Annotated in this window: 21 protein-coding genes and 1 pseudogene; 7 read left to right on the plus strand and 15 right to left on the minus strand. The window is 73.2% G+C overall.

Features of this window, described 5'->3' with window-relative positions:
* Positions 1-14: 14 nt before the first annotated feature.
* On the minus strand, positions 15-500 hold the full coding sequence (locus QP090_RS10355) for a protein-tyrosine phosphatase family protein (RefSeq protein WP_285938376.1): 486 nt from the start codon (positions 498-500) through the stop codon (positions 15-17).
* Between the two features lie 201 nt (positions 501-701).
* On the opposite strand from QP090_RS10355, the gene QP090_RS10360 reads away from it, so the two are divergent.
* Complete coding sequence (locus tag QP090_RS10360) at positions 702-1,262, plus strand: dihydrofolate reductase family protein (protein WP_285938377.1); 561 nt, start codon at positions 702-704, stop codon at positions 1,260-1,262.
* 61 nt (positions 1,263-1,323) lie between these two features.
* Here QP090_RS10360 and QP090_RS10365 read toward each other — a convergent pair whose 3' ends face one another.
* Entirely contained in the window at positions 1,324-2,100 is a 777-nt protein-coding gene (locus QP090_RS10365) for a methyltransferase domain-containing protein (protein WP_285938378.1), read from the minus strand.
* A 141-nt stretch (positions 2,101-2,241) separates the two neighbouring features.
* Between QP090_RS10365 and QP090_RS10370 the strand changes: the two genes are divergently transcribed.
* Positions 2,242-5,772: a bifunctional glycosyltransferase/CDP-glycerol:glycerophosphate glycerophosphotransferase gene (locus tag QP090_RS10370; RefSeq protein ID WP_285938379.1), complete on the plus strand. Its 3,531-nt coding sequence runs from the start codon at positions 2,242-2,244 to the stop codon at positions 5,770-5,772.
* Positions 5,773-5,840: 68 nt separating this feature from the next.
* A complete protein-coding gene (locus QP090_RS10375) occupies positions 5,841-6,119 on the plus strand; it encodes a hypothetical protein (RefSeq protein WP_285938380.1) in 279 nt (92 codons plus the stop codon).
* A 30-nt stretch (positions 6,120-6,149) separates the two neighbouring features.
* Here the strand turns inward: QP090_RS10375 and QP090_RS10380 are convergent, their stop codons facing one another.
* Entirely contained in the window at positions 6,150-7,061 is a 912-nt protein-coding gene (locus QP090_RS10380; RefSeq protein WP_329519434.1) for a Sco1979 family transcriptional regulator, read from the minus strand.
* Positions 7,062-7,330: 269 nt separating this feature from the next.
* On the opposite strand from QP090_RS10380, the gene QP090_RS10385 reads away from it, so the two are divergent.
* Both QP090_RS10385 and QP090_RS10390 read left to right on the plus strand, forming a co-directional pair.
* A complete protein-coding gene (locus QP090_RS10385) occupies positions 7,331-7,687 on the plus strand; it encodes a YciI family protein (RefSeq protein ID WP_285938381.1) in 357 nt (118 codons plus the stop codon).
* Positions 7,688-7,856: 169 nt separating this feature from the next.
* Positions 7,857-9,065 (plus strand): RNA polymerase sigma factor, encoded by a 1,209-nt coding sequence (locus QP090_RS10390; protein WP_285938630.1) that lies wholly within the window; start codon positions 7,857-7,859, stop codon positions 9,063-9,065.
* Here QP090_RS10390 and QP090_RS10395 read toward each other — a convergent pair.
* Together QP090_RS10395 and QP090_RS10400 are read right to left on the minus strand one after the other, a co-directional pair.
* A complete protein-coding gene (locus tag QP090_RS10395; protein WP_285938382.1) occupies positions 9,059-10,249 on the minus strand; it encodes an FAD-dependent monooxygenase in 1,191 nt (396 codons plus the stop codon). The genes QP090_RS10390 and QP090_RS10395 overlap by 7 nt on opposite strands.
* A gap of 134 nt (positions 10,250-10,383) precedes the next feature.
* Entirely contained in the window at positions 10,384-10,962 is a 579-nt protein-coding gene (locus QP090_RS10400; RefSeq protein WP_285938384.1) for a TetR/AcrR family transcriptional regulator, read from the minus strand.
* Between the two features lie 200 nt (positions 10,963-11,162).
* Between QP090_RS10400 and QP090_RS10405 the strand changes: the two genes are divergently transcribed.
* Complete coding sequence (locus QP090_RS10405) at positions 11,163-12,665, plus strand: MDR family MFS transporter (protein WP_285938386.1); 1,503 nt, start codon at positions 11,163-11,165, stop codon at positions 12,663-12,665.
* A 19-nt stretch (positions 12,666-12,684) separates the two neighbouring features.
* On the opposite strand, the gene QP090_RS10410 is transcribed toward QP090_RS10405, so the two are convergent.
* The 5 genes from QP090_RS10410 to QP090_RS10430 form a co-directional block, all read right to left on the minus strand.
* A complete protein-coding gene (locus QP090_RS10410; protein WP_285938387.1) occupies positions 12,685-14,040 on the minus strand; it encodes an NAD(P)/FAD-dependent oxidoreductase in 1,356 nt (451 codons plus the stop codon).
* Positions 14,037-15,476: an NAD(P)/FAD-dependent oxidoreductase gene (locus tag QP090_RS10415; RefSeq protein ID WP_285938388.1), complete on the minus strand. Its 1,440-nt coding sequence runs from the start codon at positions 15,474-15,476 to the stop codon at positions 14,037-14,039. Before QP090_RS10415 ends, QP090_RS10410 begins: the two co-directional genes overlap by 4 nt.
* A complete protein-coding gene (locus tag QP090_RS10420) occupies positions 15,473-16,933 on the minus strand; it encodes an FGGY family carbohydrate kinase (protein ID WP_285938389.1) in 1,461 nt (486 codons plus the stop codon). The genes QP090_RS10415 and QP090_RS10420 overlap by 4 nt, the downstream gene beginning before the upstream one ends.
* Complete coding sequence (locus QP090_RS10425; protein WP_285938390.1) at positions 16,930-18,477, minus strand: amino acid permease; 1,548 nt, start codon at positions 18,475-18,477, stop codon at positions 16,930-16,932. Before QP090_RS10425 ends, QP090_RS10420 begins: the two co-directional genes overlap by 4 nt.
* A 74-nt stretch (positions 18,478-18,551) precedes the next feature.
* On the minus strand, positions 18,552-19,316 hold the full coding sequence (locus QP090_RS10430; RefSeq protein ID WP_285938391.1) for a DeoR/GlpR family DNA-binding transcription regulator: 765 nt from the start codon (positions 19,314-19,316) through the stop codon (positions 18,552-18,554).
* 120 nt (positions 19,317-19,436) lie between these two features.
* Here QP090_RS10430 and QP090_RS10435 point away from each other — a divergent pair, with 120 nt between their 5' ends.
* Complete coding sequence (locus tag QP090_RS10435) at positions 19,437-20,399, plus strand: threonine/serine dehydratase (RefSeq protein WP_285938392.1); 963 nt, start codon at positions 19,437-19,439, stop codon at positions 20,397-20,399.
* Here the strand turns inward: QP090_RS10435 and add are convergent, their stop codons facing one another.
* The 5 genes and pseudogenes from add to QP090_RS10460 all read right to left on the minus strand — a co-directional run bounded on the left by add (position 20,400) and on the right by QP090_RS10460 (position 26,064).
* The gene (gene add / locus QP090_RS10440; protein ID WP_285938393.1) at positions 20,400-21,407 is read right to left on the minus strand and encodes an adenosine deaminase; all 1,008 of its coding nucleotides are present in this window, start codon (positions 21,405-21,407) and stop codon (positions 20,400-20,402) included.
* Positions 21,408-21,474: 67 nt separating this feature from the next.
* The gene (locus tag QP090_RS10445) at positions 21,475-22,650 is read right to left on the minus strand and encodes a DUF6493 family protein (protein WP_285938394.1); all 1,176 of its coding nucleotides are present in this window, start codon (positions 22,648-22,650) and stop codon (positions 21,475-21,477) included.
* Positions 22,651-22,704: 54 nt separating this feature from the next.
* Positions 22,705-24,102 carry a serine hydrolase domain-containing protein gene (locus QP090_RS10450; RefSeq protein ID WP_285938395.1) on the minus strand — a complete coding sequence of 466 codons (1,398 nt, stop codon included), beginning with the start codon at positions 24,100-24,102 and terminating at the stop codon, positions 22,705-22,707.
* 370 nt (positions 24,103-24,472) lie between these two features.
* Positions 24,473-25,381 (minus strand): annotated as a pseudogene (locus QP090_RS10455) (RNA polymerase sigma factor); the annotation flags it as partial.
* Positions 25,382-25,548: 167 nt separating this feature from the next.
* Complete coding sequence (locus tag QP090_RS10460; RefSeq protein WP_285938396.1) at positions 25,549-26,064, minus strand: flavoprotein; 516 nt, start codon at positions 26,062-26,064, stop codon at positions 25,549-25,551.
* Positions 26,065-26,145: the final 81 nt, after the last annotated feature.

Raw genomic sequence — 26,145 nt, forward strand, 5'->3', positions numbered from 1 at the left:
AGGCTGACGGCTCCTCAGCGCCAGCCCATCGTGGTGCAGAGCTGTTCGCCCCACGCGAGGCGGTGTTCGCCCACGCCCTCGGAGGTAGGGGTTCGCAGTCGCGCGAGCGTCAGCCTCGCGTCGTCGCCGCTCAGCCCGCTCGCACGGAGCAGCGCGTGAGCGAACATCCCGGTCCGGTGAATCCCGGCGGAGCAGTGGACGACGACCGCCGCGCCATCGCGGAGCGACCCGGCGGTGTCGAGCAGGACCTTGGCCAGTTCGCCGTCGCGTGCCGGCGGCGGCGGATCGGCATTGGCGAGGTCCACCCAGACCCACTCCAACCCCGCCGCCCGCGCGGCGGCCCCGACGGCCCCTGCTCCTTCCCGCCGGGACAGCAGCGTCACCAGATGGGTCGCACCGAGCGACCTCATCGCCGGGAGCGACTTCGCCTTCGGCCGGCGCGTCAACGCCAGCATGCCGCCGCCGACACCGACGAAGTCCACCGCGACCGTCCCTGTCATGACACAGACGGTAGACGATCCGCCCTCACGTCGGAGGGTCAGGTCCATGCCGGCAGGTCCGGCCTTCGGGGCGTCCAGGGTCTGAAGTGGCCTTCCGCCTAACGGCGGGAAAAGGGGACCGTAGGGATTTCGTAAGGCGGTTCGCGCACTCTGAGTGCAGCGAACGCCGGACGGGCGCCGCCCCACAGCACGGAGGACCTCATGCGCAAGATCATCAGCTCCACGTACATCTCGCTCGACGGCGTCATCGAGAACCCGCAGAACTGGACCATGGACCACGCCGGTGAGGAGTCCGGGACGTACGAGCACGAGCTGCTCTTCTCCTGCGACGCGGTGTTGGCCGGCCGCGAGACCTACCTCGGGTTCGGCGAGGCGTGGCCGGCGATGGAGGCCGAGACCGGCGACTACGGCGTCCGGATCAACAAGATGGACCACTACGTCGTCTCCGACTCCCTGGAGAAGGGCGACTGGGGGAACACCACCGTCATCAAGCGGGACGACGCCGTCGCCGAGATCCGCAGGCTGAAGGAGCAGGACGGGCAGGACATCGTCCAGTTCGGCTTCGGGGACGTCACGCGGACGCTGGTGGAGAACGGTCTGCTGGACGAACTGCGGCTCTGGATCTACCCCGTCCTGGTCGGCTCCGGTGAGCCCGCCGACCTGCTGACCAAGGCGGGCTTCTCCGCCACGTTCGAGACCGCCGGCACCAAGGTGCTCGACACCGGGGTCATCCTCGCGACCTTCGTCCCGAAGAAGGGATGAAGGAGGAGGGCTGGAGGAGGGCTGGAGGAGGGCTGGAGGAGGGCTGGAGGAGGTGCGGGCCTCAGGCGTTCGCCCGGCTGCGGCCCAGCAGGTGGAAGACCCGGCTGAGCCGGCGATAGGGGTCCTGGCGGCTCGCTCGCAGTTCGACGGCCGCCACGGCCGAGACCTCCTCGGTCGGCGCGAGGTCCATCAAGTCGGCGAAGAGCCAAACGCCGTACCAGGCCACCGGTTCCACCTCGTTGGCCCGCAGCAGCTCCGCCAGCCCCTCGACGGTGTCCGCCCGGGTGTCGACGCCGAGGACCCCGCGTTCACCGCCGGCCTCGAAGGCCGCCAGCGCGTCGGCCCAGCGCCGCTCCAGCGCGGGGCGGATCGCCAGGGTCTCGGCGTTGAGCGCCATCACCGAAACGATTCCATCAGGGGCCGCGCACCCGCACAGAGCGGCGATCAGCGGGCCGGGGTCGTCGACGTACATGAGGACGCCGTGGCAGAGCACGGCCGCGAAGCGCTCACCGCCGGTCGCCTCGGCGGCGTCCTCACCGCGGGCCCGCACCAGCCGGACGCGGTCGCGCACCTCGGGGGCTTCGGCTGCCAGCCTCTGCTCGGCCTGGGCCAGCATCGCCGGGGAGGAGTCCAGGAGGGTCACCCGGTAGCCCTCCCGGGCCAGCGGGAACGACTGATGGCCCGCCCCTCCCCCCACGTCCAGGACGGCTCCCGGCGGCTCGGGAAGGTGCTCCATCAACTGCTGGTGGAGCACGTAGGTGCGGACCTGCCCCTTCACCGTGGCGTACGCGCCGTCCACGAACCGGCCCGCGAGGGAAGCCCAGACGTCGTCGCTCATGGCCCCATCCTCGCAGCGGAGGATCTCGGGGACTCAGCCTCGGGGTTCACCTCGTCCGGAAGATCTCTCCCCAAAGCGTGAAGAAAGATCGGGACTTCGGACAACCCTCTATGACCACTTCGTCAGAGAGGCCCCGCACATATGACGCAGCCCCCCGTACCTCCCCCGAAGCTCAGCGTCATCGTTCCCTTCCACGACCTGGAGGAGTACCTCGGAGCGTGCCTGGAGTCGTTGGCGGGGCAGACACTGCGCGACTTCGAAGTGATCATGGTGGACGACGGTTCCACCGACGGCGGCGCCGTCATCGCCAAGCGGTACGCGGCGCGGGACCCGCGCTTCACACTGGTGCAGCAGGAGGGCCAGGGGCCGGGACCGGCCCGCAACACCGGCATCGGGCATGCGCGCGGGGAGTACCTGGCGTTCGCCGACGGTGACGACGTGCTGGCCCCGTACGCGTACGAGCTGATGGTCGGCTCCCTGGAGAAGACCGGCTCCGATCTCGTCTCGGGGAACGTGCGCCGGTTCGACGCGGCCAAGAGCTGGCCGTGCTGGCTGCACCACGAGGCGTGCGCGACGACCCGGACGCGGACGCACATCAGCCGCGACCCCGGCCTGTTGCAGGACCGGACGGTGTGGAACAAGGTGTTCCGGCGGTCGTTCTGGGACCGGCACAAGCTGGTCTACCCGCACATGCTGTACGAGGACCCGCCCGTGATGATCGCGGCGCATGTGCTGGCCGACTCGGTGGACGTGCTGTCGAACACCGTCTACTACTGGCGGCGGCGGGAAGGGTCGATCACCCGGCGCCGCGACGAGCTGGCGAACCTGACCGACCGGATGGAGTCGGTGCGGATGGTGCAGACCTTCCTCGCCGAGCGCGCGCCCGCACTCAAGAAGACCTACGACCGGTACGCGCTGGACGTGGACCTGGGGATCCTCACCGAGAGCCTGGCGGGCGCCGACGAGGCCGAGCAGGGGCGGATCCTCGACATGGGGGTGGAGTGCCTGGGCCGGTCCGAGCCGGAGGCGCTCCGGGACCTCCCGGTGAACCGGAGGCTGCGCTTCCACCTGCTCGGGCGGCGGATGCTCCCCGAACTGCTGGAGGTGCTCCAGTTCGAGAAGACCGGGGCCAAGAGCGTGCGCATGGTGTGCCGCGGGCGGCTGCGCAAGCGGTGGTACGCCGAGTACCCCTTCTTCGACGACCCGTCCACGAAGGTACCCCTCGACGTCTACCAGGTCTCCGAAGAGCTCAGATTATGGGCTCAGGTCGACGAGGTGCGCTGGCAGGACGGCATGCTCCGCCTTGAGGGGCACGCCAACTTCGAGCGCCTCCAGGTCGCCCGGCCGAGCGACCTGGAGCTGAAGATCTGGCTCCAGAACGATCGCGGCGGCCGGGTGTCCCTCGAGGTGGAGCGCGTCCTGCGCCCGGACGTCACGGCCGATTCGTCCCAGGGCGCGGTCAGCTACGACTGGTCGGGGTTCGTCGTCACGGTCGATCCGGCCCGGTTGAAGCGGAACGGCGGGAAGTCGTCCACCTGGCACCTGCACGCCGAGGCCGCCGTCACGGGGCTCAAGCGCGCCCAGAAGGTCGCCGGCCCCGCCGCGGCCCGCGCCAAGTGGCCGCACGCCCATCAGGTGGACGGGCGCACCCGGATCCAGCCGGTGACGGGCCCGGACGGATTCATCGTCCAGGTCCGCCGCGAGGACGTCACCGTGACCGGGCACCGCCAGGTCGACGGGCACCTCGAACTCCAGGGGGTGCTGGCCCGTGATCCGGGCGGCGAGGTGAGCGTGCGGGCGTCGCGGCTGCACGCGTCCGGCGACACCGGCCACGCCGTGCAGGGGCCGGTGACCCTCGTCCCCGGCTCCGACGGCACCGTCGCCTTCACCGCCCGGCTGCCGCTGGACCGCCTGGTCTCCGACCCCGACGGCCCGAACGGGCTCACCGGAACGGTCCCGGTCCGGGACGGCGTCGACTGGGACGTCCACCTGTCCGTCGCGGGCCGCCTCGTCAAGCCGGCCGTGCCCAGCGACTTCCGGGAGGACCGCTACCGGGTCCCGGGACGGGAGTTCTCCCTCACCCGCACCCGCTACGGGAACCTGCGCGCGGTGGAGCGGGCCCGGCGGCCCGTCGTCACCGCGGTGCGCTGGGAGTCCGGCGGCCGGCTGCTCCTCACCGGGGAGCACTGCGACCCGGACGACCGGCCCGGCCGGCTGATGCTCCGGCGCCGCCGCTCCAGCGAGACCCATGACGTCCACCTGACGTGGGACGGCGACCGGTTCACCGCCGAGATCCGTCCCGGCGCCATCGAGGTGTTCGGCGCCGGACGCGCCCTGGGCAGCGGGGTGTGGGAACTCCTCAGCCCGACGGGCACGGACGGCGAGGTCCTGGTGGGCGTGGAACGCGGCGCCATGGCCGCGCTGCCGGCGCCCCGCGCGGCGGGCGCGCACTGGGTGAGCGTGGACGCCCACCAGATCGACGCGCTGCTGCTGCGCGTCCGCGTGGCCCACCCCGACGAGGACCGCGGCGCCTACAACCAGCGCCGCGTCCAGGAGGTCGACTACCCGGCGCTGCGCCGGGGACCGCTGCGCGAGACGGTGGTGTTCGACTCCTATGCCGGGAACCAGTACTCCTGCAACCCCCGCGCCCTGTACGAGCACCTTCAGCGCCTGCGGCCCGACCTGGAGTGCGTGTGGGCCTCGTCCGACGGACGGTTCACCGTGCCCGGCGACGGGCGCGTGGTCCTGTACAACAGCCGCGAGCACTATGAGGCCCTCGCCCAGTCCCGCTACATCGTCGGGAACTTCGGGATCCCCTCCTGGTTCGTCAAGCGCGACGAGCAGACCTACCTGCAAACCTGGCACGGCACCCCGCTCAAGCGGCTCGCCTTCGACCTGGCCGACATGTCCTACCGGCGCACCGAGTCACTGGACTGGATGGACCGCGAGGTCCCCGCCTGGGACGCGCTGGTCTCCCCCAACCCGTTCACCACCCCGATCATGCGGCGGGCGTTCCGCTACGACGGCGAGATCCTCGAGACCGGATATCCCCGCAACGACATCCTGCACAGCCCCGACCGTGTCCAGATCGCCGCCCGGGTACGGGCGAGGCTGGGCATCCCCGCGGGCAAGCGGGTCGTGCTGTACGCGCCGACGTGGCGCGACGACCACCATCTCGCCCCCGGCAAGCGCGGCTTCACGCTCGAACTCGACCTGGAGCGGGCGCGCTCCGCGCTGGGCGAGGACCACGTGATCCTGATCCGCACCCACTACCTGATCAGCGACCGGTCCTGGGCCCGCTCGGACGGGTCGGTCATCGACGTCTCACACTACCCCGACATCGCGGAGCTCTACCTCGTCGCCGACGCCCTGGTCACCGACTACTCCTCGGCCATGTTCGACTTCGCCGCGACCGGCAAGCCCCAGCTCTTCTTCACCTACGACCTGGCCGCCTACCGCGACCACGTCCGCGGCTTCTATCTCGACTTCGAGCAGGAGGCGCCCGGCCCGCTGCTCAGCACCTCCGCCGAGGTCATCGACTCGATCGCGCGGCTCGACGACATCGCCGCCGACTACACCGGCGCCTACCGGGCCTTCACGGCCAAGTACTGCCCCCACGACGACGGACGGGCGTCAGAACGGCTGATCGAGCGCGTCTTCGGCCCGTCGTGACCGCCGCCCCCGCCCCCGTTCCGACGGGTCCCCTACCCGGCGCCGCACGCAAGCAGGAGGAAGTTCACGTGACCGACCCCGAGGCCCCCACCAGATCCGCCGAAGAGGAAGTGCAGCGCCTCAGGGCCGAGAACCTTCTCCTTCAGGACCAGATCGAGCAGCTCTGGCGGAGCCTGAAGAGCAGGGACCGCGAACTCCGGGTCCTCGGCGACTCCCTCGGCTGCCGCCTCGAACGAGCGGTCGCGGGCGTCGACCAGGACGTCCGGAGCTGGCTCCGCACCCGTCTCAACGTCGGGAACGGCGCGGCGCGCGCCCGCGACCACGACCCTTCGCGGGCCGGGGCGTAGGCCGGGATCGTCGGCGCCGGGGCGCGCGGATCAGGTCTCGTCGAGGATGCGCTGGAGCAGGGCCGGGGTCGCGGTGGGCGGCTCGGCCTGCACGCCCAGCCGGTCGAGGACGTCGCGGTAGCGGATGACCTCGGCGGCGCGGTCGGGGTAGATCGCGCCGGCGATCTGCTCCAGGTAGACCACGTCCGGAAGGGACGGCTCGGCGAACCGCAGCATCGTCATCGACCCGCCCTCGGCGGCGTGCCCGCCCGAGCTGAACGGCAGGATCTGCACGGTGACGTGCGGCCGGGCGGCCTCCTCGACCAGGTGCCGGAGCTGCGCGCGCATCACGGCCGGGCCGCCGACGGTGCGGCGGAGCGCGGCCTCGTCGAGCACCGCCCACAGCCTGACCGGGCCGGGACGCTCGAGGATGCGGCGGCGGCGCGCGCGCAGCTCGACGCGGCGGTCGATCTCGTCCTCGCCCGCCTCGGGATGGCCGGCCCGGATCAGCGCGCGGGCGTAGTCGTCGGTCTGGAGCAGCCCGGGGACGAACTGCACGTCGTAGACCCGGATGATCTCGGCGCCCTGCTCCAGCCCGAGGAACGGCTCGAACCAGCTCGGCACCACGTCGGCGAAGCGCTGCCACCAGCCGGGCGCGTTGGCCTGCTCGGCCAGCTCCAGCAGCGGGTCGCGCAGGCCCGGATCGGCGACGCCGTACAGCGTGAGCAGGTCGGCGACGTCGCGCTCCTTGAACCCGACCCGGCCCAGCTCCATCCGGCTGATCTTGGAGTGCGAGGCCCGGATCTCGTACCCCGCGGCGTCGGTGGAGATGCCGGCGGCCTCGCGGAGCCGGCGGAGCTGCGCGCCCACCAGCATCCGCAGCACCGTCGGGCCCGCCTGCTCGGCGCCCTGCGCCGCGGTGATCCCGACGGACGCGGCGGCTCCGGGTGATGGGTCTGTCACAGGACGCCTCCCAGGGCGCAACTCGCTCATGCCGTCCAGGCAAAGCTACTCGTCCCCACCAGGATCCCCAACGGACCCGGACCGCCCGGGCAGGGGAACTCTCTCCGGACGGCCACATCCCCCGCCCGCCTCCACCCCGCTGACCGGCCAGGACGGCGGGACTGAGAATTTCTCGGAAAAAAGGTCGTCCGCGTTGTCGATCCGGGCGTCCTTCGTTCGACGCGTGAGCAGAGGCCGGACCACGGCGCTCGCGGAGCGAAGGAGACACGATGCGGTTCCTGATGATGACCACCGACGACGGTTCGGCCGCCGGAGGTCTTCCGGACGAGGCGATGATGGCCGAGATGGGGCGCTTCGTCGAGGAGATGTCCCGGTCCGGGGCGCTGCTCGCCACCGGGGGGCTCGACCCGAAGGCCACCCACCTCTCCGCGTCCGGCGGGAAGGTCACCGTCACCGACGGCCCGTTCACCGAGGCCAAGGAGGCCGTGGTGGGGTTCGCGCTCATCGAGGTGGCGTCCAAGGCGGAGGCCGTCGAGCTGTCCACCCGGTTCTGGCAGATCATCGGGAACGGCGCGGGCGTGATCCAGCAGGTGTTCGGCCCGGAGGACCCCTTCCCCGGCCAGTGACCCGCCGGCGCCCGGCGGGCGGCCCGCCGGCACCGGCTTGCGCGCGGCGGCCGGTGGTGCTCTGATCGGCTCCGTGACGGATGCCCGAGTGGAACGCGCCGCGGTGCAAGGCACGATCGACGCGGTCTGGCGGCTCGAATCGGCCCGGATCATCGCCGGCCTCGCGCGGATGCTGCGCGACGTCGGCCTCGCCGAGGAGCTGGCGCAGGACGCGCTGGTCACCGCGCTCGAACAGTGGCCCGAGTCAGGCGTCCCGGACAATCCGGGCGCCTGGCTCATGGCCGTCGCCAAGCGCCGCGCGATCGACCGGATCCGCCGCGAGCGGCGGCTCGAGCACAAGCTGGAGGAGCTCGGGCACGGCCTGGCGGACGGCGCGGAGCCGGCCGAGTACGCGGCCGTCCTCGACGAGGACGACATCGGCGACGACCTGCTGCGGCTGGTGTTCACCGCGTGCCATCCGGTGCTGCCGACCCCGGCCCGGGTGGCGCTGACCCTGCGCCTGCTCGGCGGGCTGACCACCGAGGAGATCGCGCGGGCGTTCCTGGTGGCCGAGCCGACCGTCGCGCAGCGGATCGTCCGGGCCAAGCGGACGCTGGCGGAGGCGGGCGTCCCGTTCGAGGTGCCGGCCGGGGACGACCGGGCCGGGCGGCTCGCCTCGGTGCTGGAGGTCGTCTACCTGATCTTCAACGAGGGGTACGCGGCGACCACCGGCGACGACTGGGTCCGGGCCGACCTGTGCCTGGAGGCGCTGCGGCTCGGCCGCGTCCTCGCCGGGCTCGCCCCCGCTGAGCCCGAGGTGCACGGCCTGGTCGCGCTGATGGAGATCCAGGCGTCCCGCACCCGCGCCCGCACCGCGCCGTCCGGCGAGCCCGTCCCGATCCGCGAGCAGAACCGCGCGCTCTGGGACCGGCTGCTCATCCAGCGCGGCTTCGCCGCGCTCCTGCGCGCGGAGCGGGCCGCAGCGCCCGCCGCCGCGCCGGCCCCCGGGCCGTACGTGCTCCAGGCCGCGATCGCCGCCTGCCATGCGCAGGCCCGCACCGCGGACGACACCGACTGGGAACGCATCGCGGGACTGTACGAGCTCCTCGCCCGGACCGCGCCGTCGCCCGTCGTCGAGCTGAACCGCGCGGTCGCGCTCGGCATGGCGTACGGGCCGGAGCGGGGCCTCGCCCTCGTCGACGCCCTGGCCGGGGAGCCCGCGCTCAAGGGCTACCACCTGCTGCCCGGCGTGCGCGGCGACCTGCTCGCCCGGCTGGGCCGGTTCGGCGAGGCCCGGACGGAGTTCGAGCGCGCCGCGGACCTGACCCGCAACGCCCCCGAGCGCCGGGTGCTGCTGGAGCGGGCGGCGTCCTGCGCCCGCTCCGGCGCGGCTCAGTAGTCCTTGACGGCGATCGCCCCGCCCGCCTCGCCGAAGTCGCTGAAGTCGTGCTCCGCCGCGGCGTGCTCCGCCTCCTCCGCATCGCCCATCTCGGCGGCGGTCTGCGCCTCCACCCGCGCCTGGTTGGTCAGCGCGAGCTGCTGGTTGGCCGCGACGTACTCGCGCAGCTCGGCCTCGTACGCGGCGAACGCCTTGACGTGGTCGCCGCCCGCCGCCTTCAGCTCGCCCGCCAGCACGTACGCGCCGACCATCGCCATGCTGGTGCCCTGGCCCGAGAGCGGCGAGCCGCAGTAGCCCGCGTCGCCGAGCAGCGCGACCCGGCCGCGCGACCAGGAGTCCAGGTGGATCTGCGCCATCTCGTCGAAGTGGAAATCGGGCGCGTTCCACATGTACTCGATCAGCCGCGGGATCTCCCAGCCGCTGCGCCCGTCGAACCGCGATGCCATGATCCGCTTCTGCTCGGCGACGTCGCGGTAGTCGTACTCCAGCGGCTCCTCGGTCTGGAAGCCCAGGTAGACGCGGACCTCGGTGTTGCCGCGCACCGCCATCACCCCGCCGCCCCAGTCGCTGTCCGCGACCTGGTGGAAGATCTGCCAGCGGTCCAGGTCCAGGTGGTTCGGCGCGGTCCAGACCCCGAGGTAGGTGCCGAGGTGGGTGATGAAGTCCTCCTCGGGGCCGAACACCAGGCGGCGGGTGTTGGAGTGCAGCCCGTCCGCGCCGACCACCAGGTCGAACCGGCGGGACGAACCGCCGCGGAAGGTGACCTGCACCCCGTCCTCGTCCTGGGCGATGGCCGCGATCGAGTCCCCGTAGAGGTACTCGACGCCGTCGCCGGCCGCGCGGGTCAGGATCCCGGCCAGGTCGTCGCGGAGGAGCTCCACGTCCGGGCTGGCCAGGTCGCCGCCGGTGATGGTGTGCTCCTCGGAGCGGTACAGTTCGTTGCCCTCGCCGTCCACCATCGACATCCCGCGCATGTCGACGCTCGCGTCCCGGATCTCCTGGAGCACGCCCATCCGCTCGGCCACCTGCAGCGCCGGGCCGCGCACGTCGATCGCCTGGCCGCCGAGGAGCGGGCCGGACGCCAGCTCCACGACCGTCACGTTGAAGCCGTACCGGTCCAGCCAGTACGCGAGCGCGGGACCGGCGACGCTGGCGCCGGAGATGAGGATGTCGGGGTTGTTCATCTGAGCCTCTCCTTTGACCGTCCACCGGGATCGCCCCGGTGATGAAGAGACTGCTCGGGCGCGCTGACCGGGCACGCACCGAACGCTGACCGGACGCGCACGGCCCGGGACGGAGGCGCGGGTGGGGCGAGGCGCTACTCGGCCTCGGGCTCGATCGCCGCCAGGAGGTCCCCGGCGACCTGGAGGAGCGCGGCGCGCTTCTCCCCCGGATCGCCCTCGGTCTCGGCCATCGCGAACGTGCCGAACGAGATCGTGAAGATCGCGCTCATCACCCTGGCCCGGTCGACCATGCTCGCCTCGGGCGCGGAGATGAGGCCGCCCAGGGTGGCGAGCTGGTCGCGGAACCAGTCGCCGGACTCGCGCTTGCGCAGCGCGGCCTGGTTCTCCTGGAGGAAGCGGAAGATCCGCCTGCCCTCGTCGAGCACGGCGTGGAGGCGGCGCAGCAGCTCCACCCTGGTCTCCAGCGTGCGGGGCCGCCCGGCGCCCCAGGCGAGGATCTCGTCGACGGACGCGCGGACACCCCCGACCAGCGCCCCGACGATCTCCTCCTTGGTCTTGAAGTGGTAGTAGAGCGCGGCCTTGGTGACGTCCAGCCGCTCGGCGATCTCGCGGAGCGAGGTCTGGTCGTAGCCGCGTTCGAGGAAGAGCTCCAGGGCGACGTCCTGGATCCGCTGCCTGGTGTCCTTGCGGCGCCGCCGCGGTCTGGCGTCCACGTCGCTCCCCCTCCCGGTCGCCGGAGTCCCACGCTATCGCGTCCAACTTACTTGACGACCGGCTAGTTAGCGCCTTACCGTCGTCTCGCTAACTAGCCGGGCGGCAAGTAAGTTACCGAGCGGAGACGACCCCCATGACCACGACCTCGCCCCCTTCCCCACCTGGAACACCACCGCCGGACGACACTCCGCCGGAAGCCGTGCCGCAGGCGCGGAACCTGTACGTCGTGATCGGCGCGGTGCTGATCGCGATGCTGCTCGCCTCGCTCGACAACCTGATCCTCGGCACCGCGATGCCGAGCATCGTGGGCGAGCTCGGCGGGCTCGACCACCTGTCCTGGGTGGTGACCGCCTACACCCTCGCCACCGCCGTCTCCACCCCCGTCTGGGGCAAGGCCGGCGACATGTACGGGCGCAAGGGCGCCTTCCTGGCCTCGATCGTGATCTTCCTGGCCGGGTCCGCGCTGGCCGGGCTCTCGCAGGACATGACCCAGCTGGTCGCGTTCCGCGCGGTCCAGGGCCTCGGCGCAGGCGGGCTGATGGTCGGCGCGCTGGCCATCATCAGCAGCCTGGTGCCGCCCCGCGAGATGGGCCGGTACCAGGGGATGATCGCGGGCACGATGGGGCTGGCGATGATCGGCGGGCCGCTGGCCGGCGGCGCGATCACCGACCATCTCGGCTGGCGCTGGTGCTTCTACCTCAACCTGCCGCTCGGCGTCGTCGCCCTGGTCATGGTCGGGCTGGTGCTGCACCTGCCCAAGCTGCGCGCCACGGCCCGGATCGACTACGCCGGGGTGGCCGCGCTGGCCACCACGATCACCTCGATCGTGCTGATCACCACCTGGGGCGGCGGGCAGTACGGCTGGACGTCCCCGGCGATCCTCGGCCTGGGCGCGCTCGCCGCGGTGGCGTTCGGCGCGTTCCTGGCCGCCGAGCGCCGGGTGGCCGAACCGGTGCTGCCGCTCGGACTGTTCCGCAGCGCCAACTTCTCGCTGGTCACGGTGATCGCGTTCCTGCTCGGCTTCGGGATGTTCGGCGCGATGACGTTCCTGCCGCTGTTCCAGCAGACCGTGCAGGGCGCGTCGGCGTCCAGCGCGGGGATGCTCGGGATGCCGATGTTCCTGGCGATGGTGGCCGTCAACCTCGTCGCCGGGCCGGTCATCACCCGGACCGGCCGCTACAAGGTGTTCCTCGTCGCCGGCGGCGCGCTGCTCGCGACCGGGCTGGTGCTGCTGTCCACGATGGACACCGGCACCACCCGGCTCACCACCGGCCTGTACATGGTGCTGCTGGGCGCCGGGATGGGCTGCCTGATGCAGACCACGCTGATCGTCGCGCTCCAGAGCGTCGAGCCGAAGGACCTCGGCGTCGCGTCGTCCACCGCCACCCTCGGCCGGACGATCGGCGGCTCGATCGGGGCGTCGGTCGTCGGCGCGCTGTTCGCCGGCCGGGTGCAGGAGATCATGGCCGAGCGCGCCGGGACGGGCGGCGCCACCGGCGGGTCGGCGCAGCTCGACCCGGCCGCGCTGCGGAAGCTGCCCGCCGCGGCGCGGGACGCCTACGAGCACGCGGTCGCGGGCGGTACGCACCAGGCGTTCCTGGTCGCCGCCGGGTTCGGCCTGCTGGCGTTCGTGCTGGCCTGGTTCGTGAAGGAAGTGCCGCTCCGCGACCGCGCCCCGGCTCCCCCTCCGGACGAGGGGTGAGCCGGGGCGCGGGTCAGGACTACCTCAGGCCGACGTGGACCGGACCGCCGTGCGGGTCGACCGACCTGACCATGGACCACGGCACCCGGAACACCCGTCCCGGCGACGCGGGCCAGGGCACGGTGCGGCGGGCGAGCACCCGCCCGTCCTGGCGCAGGACGACCCGGGGGACGCGGACCAGCTCGTCGGTCCACAGCAGCAGCCGCCCGCGCGCGGGGGCCGGGTCGCCGGGACGGAGCAGTCCCGGCGCCACCCACCGGAACGGGGCGTCGGCGACGAACCGGACGCCGTCCGGGCTCGGCTCGCGGCCCGCGAGGAAGGCCAGCACCTCGCCGGCGACGTGCCGTCCGTCCAGCGCCGCGATGTCGGCGGTGTCGACCGGGTGCAGCACGTTGCCGGCGGCGAACACGCCGGGGCGGCTGGTGCGCAGCGCGGTGTCGACGAGCGGCCCGCGGGTGCCGGGGTCGATCTCCAGGCCCGCAGACCGGGCCAGCTCGTGGTCGGGGATCCAGTCTCCGGTGAGGACGAGGGTGTCGCACTCGACGGTGCGGCGCCGCCCGGTCGCCAGGTCCTCGATCTCGACGGCCTCGAGCCGCTTGTGCCCGCCGACGCCGGACCCGGCGCCGGACCCGCTGCCGTCTGACCCGGTGCCGCCGGACCCGATGATCCGGGTGAGGCGGGTGCGGGTCGCGACCGGGACGCCGAGCAGCGCCCGGCCCGGCAGGTTGAACGCGGCGTAGGACTCCGGGGAGGGCAGCTCGGTGGTCATCAGCACCGTCCGGCAGCCCGCCTCGCGCAGCGTGAGCACCGCCGACCAGCTCACCAGCTCGGCGCCCACGACCACCGCGCGGGTGCCGGGTGCGCCGTGGTGCAGGTGGACCAGGTTCTGGAGGTGGCCGGTGGTGTAGACGCCGGCCGGGCGGTCGCCGGGGATCTTGCGGGCCGGACGGGGCCGCTCGCGGGCCCCGGTCGCGAGCACGACGGCGCGGGCGTCCACCCGCAGCCGCCCCTGCGGCGAGGTGACCTCCAGCGAGCGGTCCCCCGCCCAGCCGGTGACGGTGGCCCCGGTGCGGACGGCCGCGCCCGCGATGACGGCGGCGTCCGCGAGCCGCCGCGCGTACGCGGGCCCGGTCATGACGCGGCGCAGGTCGCGCAGGCCGTAACCGGTGTGGTCGCTGTGCCTGGGGATGCCCCCGGCCTCGCGCTCCCGGTCGAGGACGAGCACCTGCCCGTCCAGGCGCGGGGCCAGCTCGGCGGCGGCGGTGAGCCCGGCCGGGCCGGCGCCGACGATGACCACGTCCGGCGTGAGCACGGCGGGCTCGACGGTCCCGGTGGTTCCAGGGGTTCCGGGGGTCTCCGGGGTTCGGGCGGTCATCGGCGGGCCTCCTCGGCGTCGCGGTCGCCTGCTTGGCAGGGACGGTCCGCGCAGGGACGGACGGCGGCGGCGCGGGTCGCGACCAGCTCGCCGACCTCGGCGCCGCAGTAGAAGCCCTGGCAGCGGCCGTTCATCGCGCGGGTGCGGCGGCGCAGGCCGTCCACCCCGGCGGGCGGCAGCGGCGAGTCGAACGCGTCGCGGATCTCGCCCGCGGTGACCCGCTCGCAGAAGCACACCACCCGTCCGTACTCGGGGTCGCGCGCGATCAGCCCGGCGTCCTGGTAGGGCCGCCGGTCCGCCTCGCCGATGTTGGGCATGCGCGGCGGCGCGGGCAGGTCGTCGCGCGGCTCCAGGACCAGGCCCGCCTCGCCGATCAGCGCGCGGACGTGCTCGGCGATCGCCATCCCGGCGGTGAGGCCGGTGGAGCGGATGCCGCCGACCAGCAGGTACCGGGCGTCCGCGTCGGCGTCGATGAGGAAGTCGCCGTGGTCGATGGCCGCGCGCAACCCGGCGTAACTGGCGGTGACCTCCTCTTCCAGCAGCCTCGGCATCAGCCGTCCGCCCTTGGAGAGCAGGAACGCGAAGCCGTCCTCGGAGGTGCCGGTGGCGGTGCGGTCGGCGAGGTCCTCGGCGGTCGGGCCGAGCATCACGTTCCCGTAGATGGTCGGGCTGACCAGCACACCCTTGCCGCGCGAGGTCGGCACCGGCAGGACGATCCGGTCGACCAGCGGGCGGGCCAGCTTGTCGTAGACGAAGAGCTCGCCGCGGCGGGGCGTGACGGTGAACCGGTCGTGCCCGAACAGCCGGTCGATCACGTCGGCGCCGAGCCCGGCCGCGTTGACGATCCAGCGGCCCCGGACGTCGCCGCCGGTGGTGCGCAGCAGGGTGCCCGACGCGTCCGGCTGGACGGCGGTGACGCGGTGGCCGAGCAGCACCCGCACGCCGCGCGCCTTGGCGTCGGTCGCCAGGGCCAGCGTGGTCGTCCAGGTGCAGATGATCGACTCGTCCGGGACGGTCAGGCCGCCGAGGACCCCGTCGCCGAGCGCGGGCACCTGCCGGTAGACCTCGTCCGCGCCGACGAGCTCGCAGCGCTCGTAGCCGTTGGCGGCGGCCTTGTCGCGCAGGCCCGGCAGGGCCTCGAGCTCCTCCTGGGTCCACGCGACGAGCAGCGCGCCGGTGCGCTCGACCGGGATCCCGGTCGAGGCGGCGTAACCCGACAGCAGCTCGTAGCCGCGCCGGACGAGCCGCGCCTCCAGGGTGCCGGGCTTGGCGTCGAAGCCGGTGTGCAGGATGGCGGTGTTGGCCTTGCTGGTGCCGTCGCCCACATCGTCGCGGGCGTCCAGCAGCGCGACCGAGAGCCGGTGGCCCGCCAGGTCCCTGGCGATGGCCGAGCCGACGACGCCCGCGCCGATCACGACCACGTCGACATCGGTCATGCGGATCCTCCTGAGTTCGGGGCCGGCCGGGCGGGGGTCTCCCGCGGCAGGCCCAGGGACACGGCGTCGCGCCACCGGGAGCGGAACTCGGCGGCGCGTTCGGCCGTCCAGCGGGGCTCGTAGCCGGTGCTGGGCGTCCAGTCGAAGACGGCCTGCTCGATCGCGAGCTCGGGCCGTACGGCGAGCCGGGCGAGGGCGGCGGCGCCGAGCGCGGTGGCGTGCGGCGACGGGTACACCTCGATCGGCGTCTGCATCAGGTCGGCGGTGGCCTGCATCAGCGTGCGGCTGCGGGTCAGGCCGCCGTCGACGCGGAGCGCGGTCAGCGGGGCGCCGAGGTCGGCGGCGACCAGGCCGCCGAGCTCGGCCACCTGGGCCGCGATGCCCTGGAGCACCGCGAGCACCAGGTGCTCCCGTCCCGTCGACAGGGTCATGCCGGTGAACGCGGCGGTCGCGTCGGAGCGCCACCAGGGGGCCGCGAGGCCCGCCAGCGCCGGCACGCAGAGGACGCCCCCGGAGTCCGGCGCTGCGACCGTGTCCAGGTCGGCGGCCGAGCCGATGAACCCCAGGTCGCGGATCCACCGGACCGCGGACGCGGCCGTGTAGACCTGCCCGTCCACGCAGTACGGGGTGTCGCCGCGGACCCGCCAGGCCACCGAGGAGGTGAGCCCGGACGGGGACCGCAGCGCCGTCCCGCCGGTGTTGGCCAGCAGGAACGCGCCCGTCCCGAACGTGCACTTGGCGGTGCCCGGCGTCAGGCAGCCCTCGGCGAGCAGCGCCGCCTGCTGGTCGACGACCAGGCCGGCCACCGGGATCTCCGGGCCGAACGCGCGGGTCGTCCCGACGACCTCGTCGCAGGCGGCGATCCTGGGCAGCCGCTCGTCGCCGAGCCCGAACAGCCGGGCCAGCTCCGGATCCCAGTCGGCCGCGTCGAGGTCCATCAGCAGGGACCGGCTCGCGGTGGACGCGTCGGTGACGAACTCGCCGGTGAGGTGGTGCACCAGCCAGGTGTCGGTGGTGGTCACCACCCCCTCGGTGGTGAGGTTGCGGCGCAGCCACGCCATCTTCGGGGCGGTGAAGTAGGGGTCGAGCACCAGCCCGGTGCGGCGCGCGATCCAGTCCGCGTGCTCGGCCAGCTCGGCGCACAGGCCCTCGGCGCGGCGGTCCTGCCAGACGATCGCCTGCGTCAGGGGCCGTCCGGTGGCGGGGTCCCAGGCCAGGACGGTCTCGCCCTGGTTGGCGAGCGCGACCGCCTCGACCGGCCGTCCGGCCTGCTCCATCGCCCGGCGGCCCGCCTCCAGCACCGAGGCGAGCAGCTCGCCCGGGTCCTGCTCGACGCCGCCGCCCGACAGATAGACGGGGTTGACCGGGACCTCGGCGAGACCGACCACCCCGTCCACCGGGTCGGCGACGATCGCCTTGGTCCCCGAGGTGCCCTGGTCGATGGCGAGGACGGTCACGGCTTCCCCTCCCCGGCGGTCGTCTCCATCACGGGCGTCTCCAGCACGGGCGTCTCCAGCACGGGCGTCTCCAGGTCGGGGACGCGGGTGAGCTGGGCGCGGCGGGTGGTCCACACGACGGCGAAGACCACCGCGCCGACCGCGACGGTCGCCAGCACGTAGAGCTGCGCGGCCCGGAAGTCGGACGGGATCACGAAGATCGACAGCTCCACGACCAGCCACACCACCGCGCCCACGACCACCGGGATCTCCCACTTGCCGAGCCGGAAGTCGCCCTCGGACGGGGTGTACCCGCGCCGGGTGAAGATGTAGAGCAGCACCGTTCCCGCGTACAGGATGGCGGGCATCAGCGTGCCGGCGCCGAGCAGGTCCGCCAGCGCGGTCTCGCTCTTGGAGAAGATCGCGACGATGCCCACCGAGGTCAGCGCGCACAGCACGGTGGCCCAGGTGGGTCCGCCGGTCGAGCGCGGCACCTGGCTGAGCGCGCGGGAGAACGGCAGCCGGCCGTCGCGGGCCATCGAGTGCACCAGCCGGCTGTTGCTGGTCATGATGATCAGGCCGCAGGCGAAGATCGCGATGCTCACCACGACCAGCATCGCGCTGGCCATGAAGTGCCCCACGGTGCTCTCGATCACCGCGGCGACCGGCGCCGAGCTGGCGGTCACCCCGGCCAGGTCGCCGCCCATCCCGACGGTGATCACGATCAGGAACAGCATCCCGATCACGCCGCTGATCAGGATCGCCCGGATCATCGCCCGGGGCACGACCTGCTTGGGGTTGTGCGTCTCCTCGGCCAGGTTGGCCGCCGACTCCCAGCCGACCAGGGTGAACGCGCCGAGCAGCGCCGACAGCATGAACGGCCCGAGGAACCCGAAGTAGCCCGCGGACTTGATCTCGCCGAACGAGCCGAGGTTGCCCCACTCGCCCTTGCCGAAGAAGATCACCGCGCCGGCGATCAGCAGGGTCAGCCCGATCATCGCGACGACCTCGGCCGCCACCGCCAGGTTGTTGATCTTGGTGGCGATCGGGGTGGACCAGATGATCAGCGCCATCTGGAGCAGCAGCACGATCGCGGTGACCCCGGCCCCCTTCATCGCGGTGTACTCCAGCCCGAACAGCGGGAACAGCGCCACCTGCGCCAGCCCGTAGTCGACGGCCACCACCACGATCGCCAGGAAGGTGAAGGACACCCAGCCGAACCACCAGCCGAGCACCGGCGAGGCCAGCCGGCTCGCCCACTGGTAGCTGTACCCCGACAGCGGGATGCGGCTGGCGAGCATGCCGTACACCAGCGCGACCAGCAGGGTGCCGGCCGTCGCGATCGGCCAGGTCCAGATGCCGGCCGGGCCGCCGTAACCGAGCACCGTGCCGAAGGTGGTGAACAGCCCGGTCGTGATCGAGATGAACGAGAACGCCACCGCGAACGACTCGAAGCGGCCCAGTGTCCGCGCGAACTGCGCGGTGTAGGCGCCGTCCTCGGCGGGGGCACCGGGTCCGGCCGGCACCGCGTCACGCGGTGCCGGCTGCGTGGAAGACTGGGTCATGGGTCGGACTCCTTGCGGTCAGAGGCTGGGCTTCCGGTCCGGGCCGGGCGGCGCTGCAACGCCGCCCGGCCCGCTCATGCGGACACGATCACTCCGTCGGCGCGTTCGACGGCGAGCTGCAACCCGGGCGGGACGGGGCGGTCGGTCACCAGGCCGTCGACCTCGTCCAGCCCGCACACGCGGTGCGGCGCCAGCCGGCCGAGCTTGCCCGAGTCGGCGAGGACGAACGAGCGCAGCGAGCTGGCGATGATGACCCGCCGCACCGCCACCTCGTCCAGATGGAAGTCGGTCAGCCCGGCGCCCGCGTCGACCCCGCCCGAGCCGAGGAAGGCGACGTCGGCGCGCAGGTCGGCGAAGAACGCGGCGGTCTGCGCGCCCGAGCAGGCCAGGTCGCCGGCGCGCACCCGCCCGCCCGAGGTCAGCACCTCGACGCCGGGGCGTCCGGCCAGCTCGGCGGCCACCAGCAGCGAGCAGGTCGCCACCGTGCCGCGGAACCCGGCCGGCAGCGCCCGCGCCACCTCCACGGCGGTGGTGCCGACATCGATGATCACGGTCTGGCCGGGGCGGAGCAGCGCGGCGGCGGCGCGGCCGATCGCGGCCTTGGCCTCGCCCGCGATCACGGCGCGCTCGGTGAAGGGGGCCTCCTCGCCCGAGCCGTCGGCCTTCGCGGTCGCGCCGCCGTGCACCCGCACCAGTGCGCCGCGCCGCTCCAGCACCACCAGGTCACGGCGGACGGTCTCGGCCGACACGCCGAGCAGGCGGCTCAGCTCGTCGGTGCCGACCACCCTGGTGCTGCGGAGCGCGTCGCCGATCCGGGCGTGCCGCTCAGCGGGCAACATGATTGCCCGTTGATGTGGGAACTTGACCGTCCATGGGGCTAAGTGTGGAGGGTTGTGCAATTCCGCGTCAAGAGCGCGTTAAGAACCTTTACTCTCGCCGCCTTCGGGCAGGATGCACCGGTGATCACTCGCATCGACGTCCAGGCCGCCGAGGCCCGCATCTCGGGCCGGATCCGCCGCACCCCGCTCATCGAGGCCGACCCCGCGGCGTTCGCCCCCGCCGGCGCCGAACCGGCCCGGCGGATGTGGCTGAAACTGGAGCAGACGCAGCACACCGGCTCGTTCAAGGCGCGCGGCGCGTTCAACCGCCTGCTGTCGGCCGCCGACGAGGGGCCGCTCCCCCGCGCCGGGGTCGTCGCTGCCTCCGGCGGCAACGCCGGCCTCGCCGTCGCCTACGCCGCCGCCCGGCTCGGCGTCCCCGCCGAGGTGTACGTCCCCGAGACCGCCCCGCAGATCAAGGTCGACAGGCTGCGCGCCCTCGGCGCGGCCGTCGTGCAGGTCGGCGACCGGTACGCCGAGGCGGCCGAGGCCGCCGTCGACCGCTCGACCGAGACCGGCGCGCTGTTCTGCCACCCCTACGACCAGCCGGAGATCTGCGCCGGCCAGGGCACCCTCGGCCTGGAACTCCTGGAGCAGGCGGGCGGCCAGATCGACGCGGTGCTGCTCGCGGTGGGCGGCGGCGGGCTGATGGCGGGCGTCGCCGCCGCCGTCGAAGGGCACGCCGCCGTCGTCGGCGCCGAGCCGGAGACCGCGCCGACCCTGCACGAGGCCCTGCGCGCCGGGAAACCCGTGGACGTGCCGGTCTCCGGCGTCGCCGCCGACTCGCTCGGCGCGTCCAGGGTCGGCGACATCGCCCTCGCGGTCGCCGCCCGCACCGGCGTCCGGGACGTCCTGGTGCCCGATTCGGCGATCATCGCCGCGCGCAAGCTGCTCTGGGACGAGTACCGCCTGGTCGTCGAGCACGGCACCGCCGCCGCCGTGGCCGCGCTGCGCACCGGCGCCTACCGCCCGGGCCCGGCCGAACGGGTCGCGGTCGTCCTGTGCGGCGCCAACACCGACCCGTCCGACCTCGCCGCGCCCTGATCAGGGGGCGGTGGCCGTGTACTCCGCCAGCTCGGCGAGGTAGCCGTCGCGGATCGCCGGCGGCAGCCAGGCGATCTCGAACGCGTTGCGCTCCAGCCGGGCCAGCTCGTCCCGGGTCAGCCCCAGCTCGTCCCGGACGAGCTGGAGGTTCTCGGCCACGTACGCCTCGAAGTAGGCGGGATCGTCGGAGTTGATCGTGACCCGCAGGCCCAGGTCGAGCATCCGGCGGACCACCTCGGCCTTGGGCCCGTCGGTCACGAAGCCGTTGGAGACCGGGCAGACGGTGAAACCGATCCCCCGCTCCCGGGCCTTGTCGACCAGCGCCGGGTCGTCCAGCGCGTTCACGCCGTGGTCGATCCGGTCGACGCCGATGACGTCCAGGCACTGGCGGATGTGCTCGGTGGTGTTCTCCTGGTCGACGTCGCAGTGCATCGTCAGCAGGTAGCCCTCCTCCCGGGCCCGCGCGAACACCCGCTCGAACTTCACCGGCGGGTTCCCGCGCTCGTCGGAGTCGAGCCCGACGCCCGCGATCCACTCCCGGTACGGCAGTGACTCCAGCAGCGTCGCCATCGCGAAGCCCGCCTCGGAGTCGCGCAGGAAGCACATGATGAGCTGCGCCCTGATCCCCTCGCGCCGCTCCGCGTCCAGGATCGCCCGGCGCAGCCCCCGGATCACCAGGTCGAACGGCACGCCCCGCGAGGTGTGCGCCTGCGGGTCGAAGAAGATCTCCGCGTACCGGACGTTCTGCGCCGCCGCCTTCACCAGGTACGCGGTCGCCAGGTCGTAGAAGTCGGGCTCGGTCCGCAGGACGTCCATGCTCGCGTAGTAGCCGACCAGGAACGAGGTCAGGCTGTCGAAGACATAGGCCGCCCGCGCCTCCTCGGCGCTCCGGTACGGCAGCTCGATCCCGTTGCGCCGGGCGAGCTCGAACTTCAGCTCGGGCTCCAGCGTCCCCTCGATGTGCAGATGCAGCTCGCACTTGGGCAGTCCGGCGATGAACTCGTCCATGTGGGCCTCCCCCGTTCGGCGTTTCCCCACGTCACGCTACCTGAGGCCACTGTGGGACAGACCCTGGCTAGGCGGCCGGTGGGCCCGGTGGGGCGTAGCGGGCCGTCAGTTGCGCGGCCAGATCGTCCGGTAGCAGCGGGACGGCGTCGCGGAGCGCGTCGGGCGCGGTCGTGTCGGGCAGCTTGAGCGCGAGCCGGACCGCCCTGCGCCGCACACCGGGAGAGGTGTGCCCGAACGCCCTGGCCAGCGCCGCCGCGCAGCCGTCGGCCAGCTCGGGCGACCGCCGCACCGTCGACTCCAGCCACGCCAGGCCGCCCCGGACGAGGCCGACCTCGCTGCGGAACAGCAGCCCGTCGAGCGCCTCCACCACGTACTCGGGCTTCAGGTCGGGCAGCTCGCGCAGCAGTCCGGCGGCGAGCTCGGCGACCGGGCCGGGGGCGGACGGGAGCAGCCGGACGTAGTCGCGGGCGTGGCGGCGCACGTGCCGCCGCCGCGCGTCGAGATCGGCGGGTTCGAGCAGCCGGTGCAGGCTGACGAAGAAGCGCAGGTCGGTGGCCGTCCCGCCGCGCAGGAACCGGCGGACGCAGCCGTCGAGCAGCGCGCGGCGGTCGACGGCGCCGCGGTCCGCGAGCGTGGCCAGCGTCCGCAGCCAGGAGGTGTTGCCGCGCAGCGCCCGGCCCACCCCCTCGGCCTCGAAGATCCGCGGCAGCAGCACCGGCAGCATCGGATCCTTGGCGCGGGGCGGCGCGGTCGACACCCAGCCGACGACGAGGGGATCATGCTCGGGGGGCTCGGCGCCGGTCTCGGCGAGGAGGGCCAGCGCCAGGTCGAGGCCGATGTGCCGGGGGCTGCGCAGCCGCAGCACGAGCCGCCGCGCGAGATCGGCCCGCCACGCGTCGTCGCGGTCGTCCCACAGGTCGAGCAGGCGGCCGGTGTCGTCGTGCTCGCCCGCCCAGCGGGAGGTGAACTCCCGCCGGTTGAGCCACGCCGCGACCGCCGCCGCGCCGCCGAGGGTGCCCGCGCCCGCCGCGCGGAACGCCGCGTCGTCGCCCATGAACGGCCGCGGGCCGCGGGGTGCCGCCGATCTGAGCAGCTCGGGGAGCCTGCGGGCGACCTCGCGGCGCTCGTCGTCGTCGAGGCCGCGGACGACCTCGGCGACCCCGTCCGGGTCGTGGGCGTCGATGCGGGCGGCGGTTTCGTTCCACGCGTCGGTCAGGTCGCGCTGCTGCGTCAGGCTCGACATGCCCCGGACGCTAGGGGGCGCCTCTGACACAACGGTGTCAGAGGCGCCGCGGCGTCAGGGACGGAACGCCCGGAACTGCAACGGCAGCGGCTGGACGGGGGTCTCGCCGCCCGACTTCGTCGTGGCGCCCTCGCCGCCGCACAGCGCCTGCACCAGGTGGGCGGAGAGCGCGTTGTCGACCGGGTGCGGCATCGGCGCGCCCTCGCCGTTGAGCTGCTGGTACTTCATCAGGTTGAGGCTCACCGACACCTGGCGGCGGCCGTCGGCGCTCGACAGCGACTGCGTCCCGGCACCGAACACCGCCCCGTCGTGGCCCCAGAACCGTCCGCACGGCAGGTCGAGCGCGTAGATGCCGAGGCCGTAGTTCATCGTGACGTTGCCCTCGGCGTCCTTGACCGGCACCGTCTTCTGCATCTCGGCCAGCGACGCCTTGGAGGTCAGGCCGCCGGTCAGCAGGGTGCGGTAGAACCGGTTGAGGTCGTCCATCGTGGAGACCAGCGCGCCGGCCGTCCAGGCCCAGCTCATGTCATAGGTGCTGTAGTCGCGCGGCGGCTTCACGTGCTGGTACAGCGACTCGTACATCTTGGAGTGCGGCCCGTCGAGCCGGGCGCCCTTCGGGAAGTAGGTGTGCTTGAGCCCGGCCTTCCCGATGACCTCGCGCGCGATGTAGGTCTCGGCCTTGCCGCCGGTGGCCTTCTCCAGGAGCAGCCCGGCGATCACGTAGTTGGTGTTGGAGTAGGACCAGCGCTCGCCGGGCGTACCGGTGCGCGGCAGCGACAGCCCCCAGTTGACGAGCTGCTCGGGCCGCAGCCTCCGGTGCCGGCCCTCGTCCAGGCTGGACGGCGACAGTTCGGCGAGCGAGGGGAACGCGATGCTCACGTAGTCGCCGATCCCGCTGGTGTGGTTCAGGACCATCCGGACGGTCACCTGCCGGCCGAGCTCCCCGGGGAACAGCTCCGGCAGGTAGATGCCGATCGGCTCGTCGAGGCCGAGCCGTCCGCGCTCGACCTGCTGCATCACCGCGGTCGCGACGAACGACTTGGTGATGCTCCCGATGCGCTGCTCCATGCCCGGCTTCACGGGACGCCCGGAGCGCACGTCGGCGACACCGGACGCCCCGTCCCACTGCCGCTTCCCGTCGCGGACCGCCGAGACCAGGCCGTACATGCCCGCCGCGTGGGTGGCGTCGAGCGTGGCCGAGAGCTTGGCGCGGTCCATTCCGGCCGGGCTCGGCGGCGGCGAGGCCGGCAGGGCGGCGAGGCCCGGGCCCGCGGGGGCCGCCGGGACGGCGCCGACGCCCGGGACGAACGCGCCGCCCGGCATCGGCACGGTGCCCGCCCCCGGTGTGACGGGTCCGGCGGCCGACGCGGAGCCCGGCACCATCGACACCGCCAGCACCGCCGCCATGCCCACTCCCGCGAGCCTCAGCCGTACGAACCGACTCGTCGCCATTCCGCCTACTCTCCCGTCCATGCCGTGCCAGGAGAAGTCTTCCCGGACAATCTCCCCAGTGTCATCCCACCGCAGGAGGAGTTCCACATTCCGCCGAAGTCACCCCGGGAGAGGATGATCACAACGGGCTCGGCCGGCCAGGTGGGCGCCCCCGTTGACGTGCACGATCTGTCCCGTGATGTGCCCGGCCCCGGGCGACGCGGGGAAGGCGATAGTAGCCGCGACGTCACCCGTGGTCCCGGCCCCGCCCGGTGGCCGTGCCGGCGATGAGCGCGGCCCGCCGCTCGCCGGCCGGGTGCACGGCGGACGCCCCGGCCGCCGCTGACGACCGGGGCGTCCGCACGGCTGCCGGGGCGGCCGTGGCGTCCGTTCAGCCGAGCATGTCGGCCAGGACCATGCGGCGGGACGGGTGGCGCAGCTTGTGCAGGCCCTTCGACTCGATCTGCCGGATGCGCTCGCGGGTGACCCCGTACATCCGGCCGACCTCCTCCAGCGTCTTGGGCTCGCCGCCGGCCAGGCCGAAGCGCAGCGAGATCACCCCGGCCTCGCGCTCGCTGAGGGTGTCGAGCACGCTGTCGAGCCGGTCGCGCAGCAGCGAGGCGGCGACGACGTCGGCCGGGTCGCCGGCGTCCAGGTCCTCGATCATGTCGCCCAGCTCGCCCGCGCCCTCCTCGCCGAGCGGGGTGTGCAGGGAGATCGGGTCGCGGGCGTGGCGCTGGAGCGCGCGCACCCGCTCGGGGGTCAGCTCCAGCTCGACCGCCAGCTCGGCCGGGGTGGGGTCGCGGCCGAGGTCCTGGGCCAGGCTGCGCTGCGCCCGGGTCATCCGGTTGATCACCTCGACCACGTGCACCGGGATGCGGATGGTGCGGCTCTGGTCGGCCAGCGCGCGGCTGATCGCCTGCTTGATCCACCAGACCGCGTAGGTGGAGAACTTCAGGCCGCGGCGGTACTCGAACTTCTCCACCGCGCGGATCAGCCCGAGATTGCCCTCCTGGATCAGGTCGGTCAGCGGCAGGCCGCGGCCGAGGTAACGCTTGGCGAGGGAGACGACCAGCCGCAGGTTCGCCTCGACCATGTGGTCCTTGGCCCGGCGACCGTCGGCGGCGATCCACTCCAGGTCATCCCGGTCGTCCTCGGCGAGCGCGGCCGGTGCGGCCAGGCGCTCGCGGGCGAACAGCCCGGCCTCGATCCGCTTGGCCAGGTCGACCTCCTGTTCGGCGGTCAGCAGCGGGGTCCGACCGATGCGGGAGAGGTAGTCCTTCATCGGGTCGGCGCCGGCGCTGGGGGGCGTGGCGCGGGCGTGTCTACGGTTCAGGGCGCTTCCTCTTTCTCGTCCGTCGGAGGGTGTCCGGCGCGCAACGTGGCCGTACCCCGCGGGAAGGCCGCACACACCCGTAGGAGGGGGGCGGCCTCTGAACGCCGGCGGCGCGCGGCCCGTGGCGACCTTCAGGCATCGCGGGCCGCATACCGCTCGTTCACGGCGTCGAGCACCATCCGCCAGGGAAGCCGTTTCGGCTCGCGCGGACCGTCCAGCAGGACGGTCACTCCCCACGAACGCAGCAGCGCGAGGTTCTGCTGGAATCGAGGATGCGCCATATGCGCCCGGTTGCTGTGCGGCACCACGACGGTCGGCAGCCCGAGCCCGTAACCCTCGACCAGGTACCCCAGCGCGACCGTGTCGCAGATGCCCGCACCCCACTTGTTGATGGTGTTCACGGTCGCCGGCGCGACGACGAGCGCGTCCGGCATCGGCAGCGCGTCCGGCTCGCCGGGCTGCTTGTACTCGCTGCGGACAGGGAACCCGGTCAGCTTCTCCAGACGCGGGACGTCGACGAAGCGCCGTCCGTAGGGCGTGGTCAGGACGCACACCGTCCACCCGTCCGCCTGGGCCGGCTCGACCAGTTCATGCGCGTTCTCCGACGGAAACGCACCGCAGCAGATCACATACAGGACTCGGCTCATACCGCATGGTGCGCACGAGCCCGCCGGACAAGGCAAGGCGGGCGGCCTCAGCGGCTCGCGTGTCGCTGCCGCCGGGCCGGG

This window comes from Actinomadura xylanilytica, assembly GCF_030283145.1.
Classification (GTDB): Bacteria; Actinomycetota; Actinomycetes; order Streptosporangiales; family Streptosporangiaceae; genus Spirillospora; species Spirillospora xylanilytica.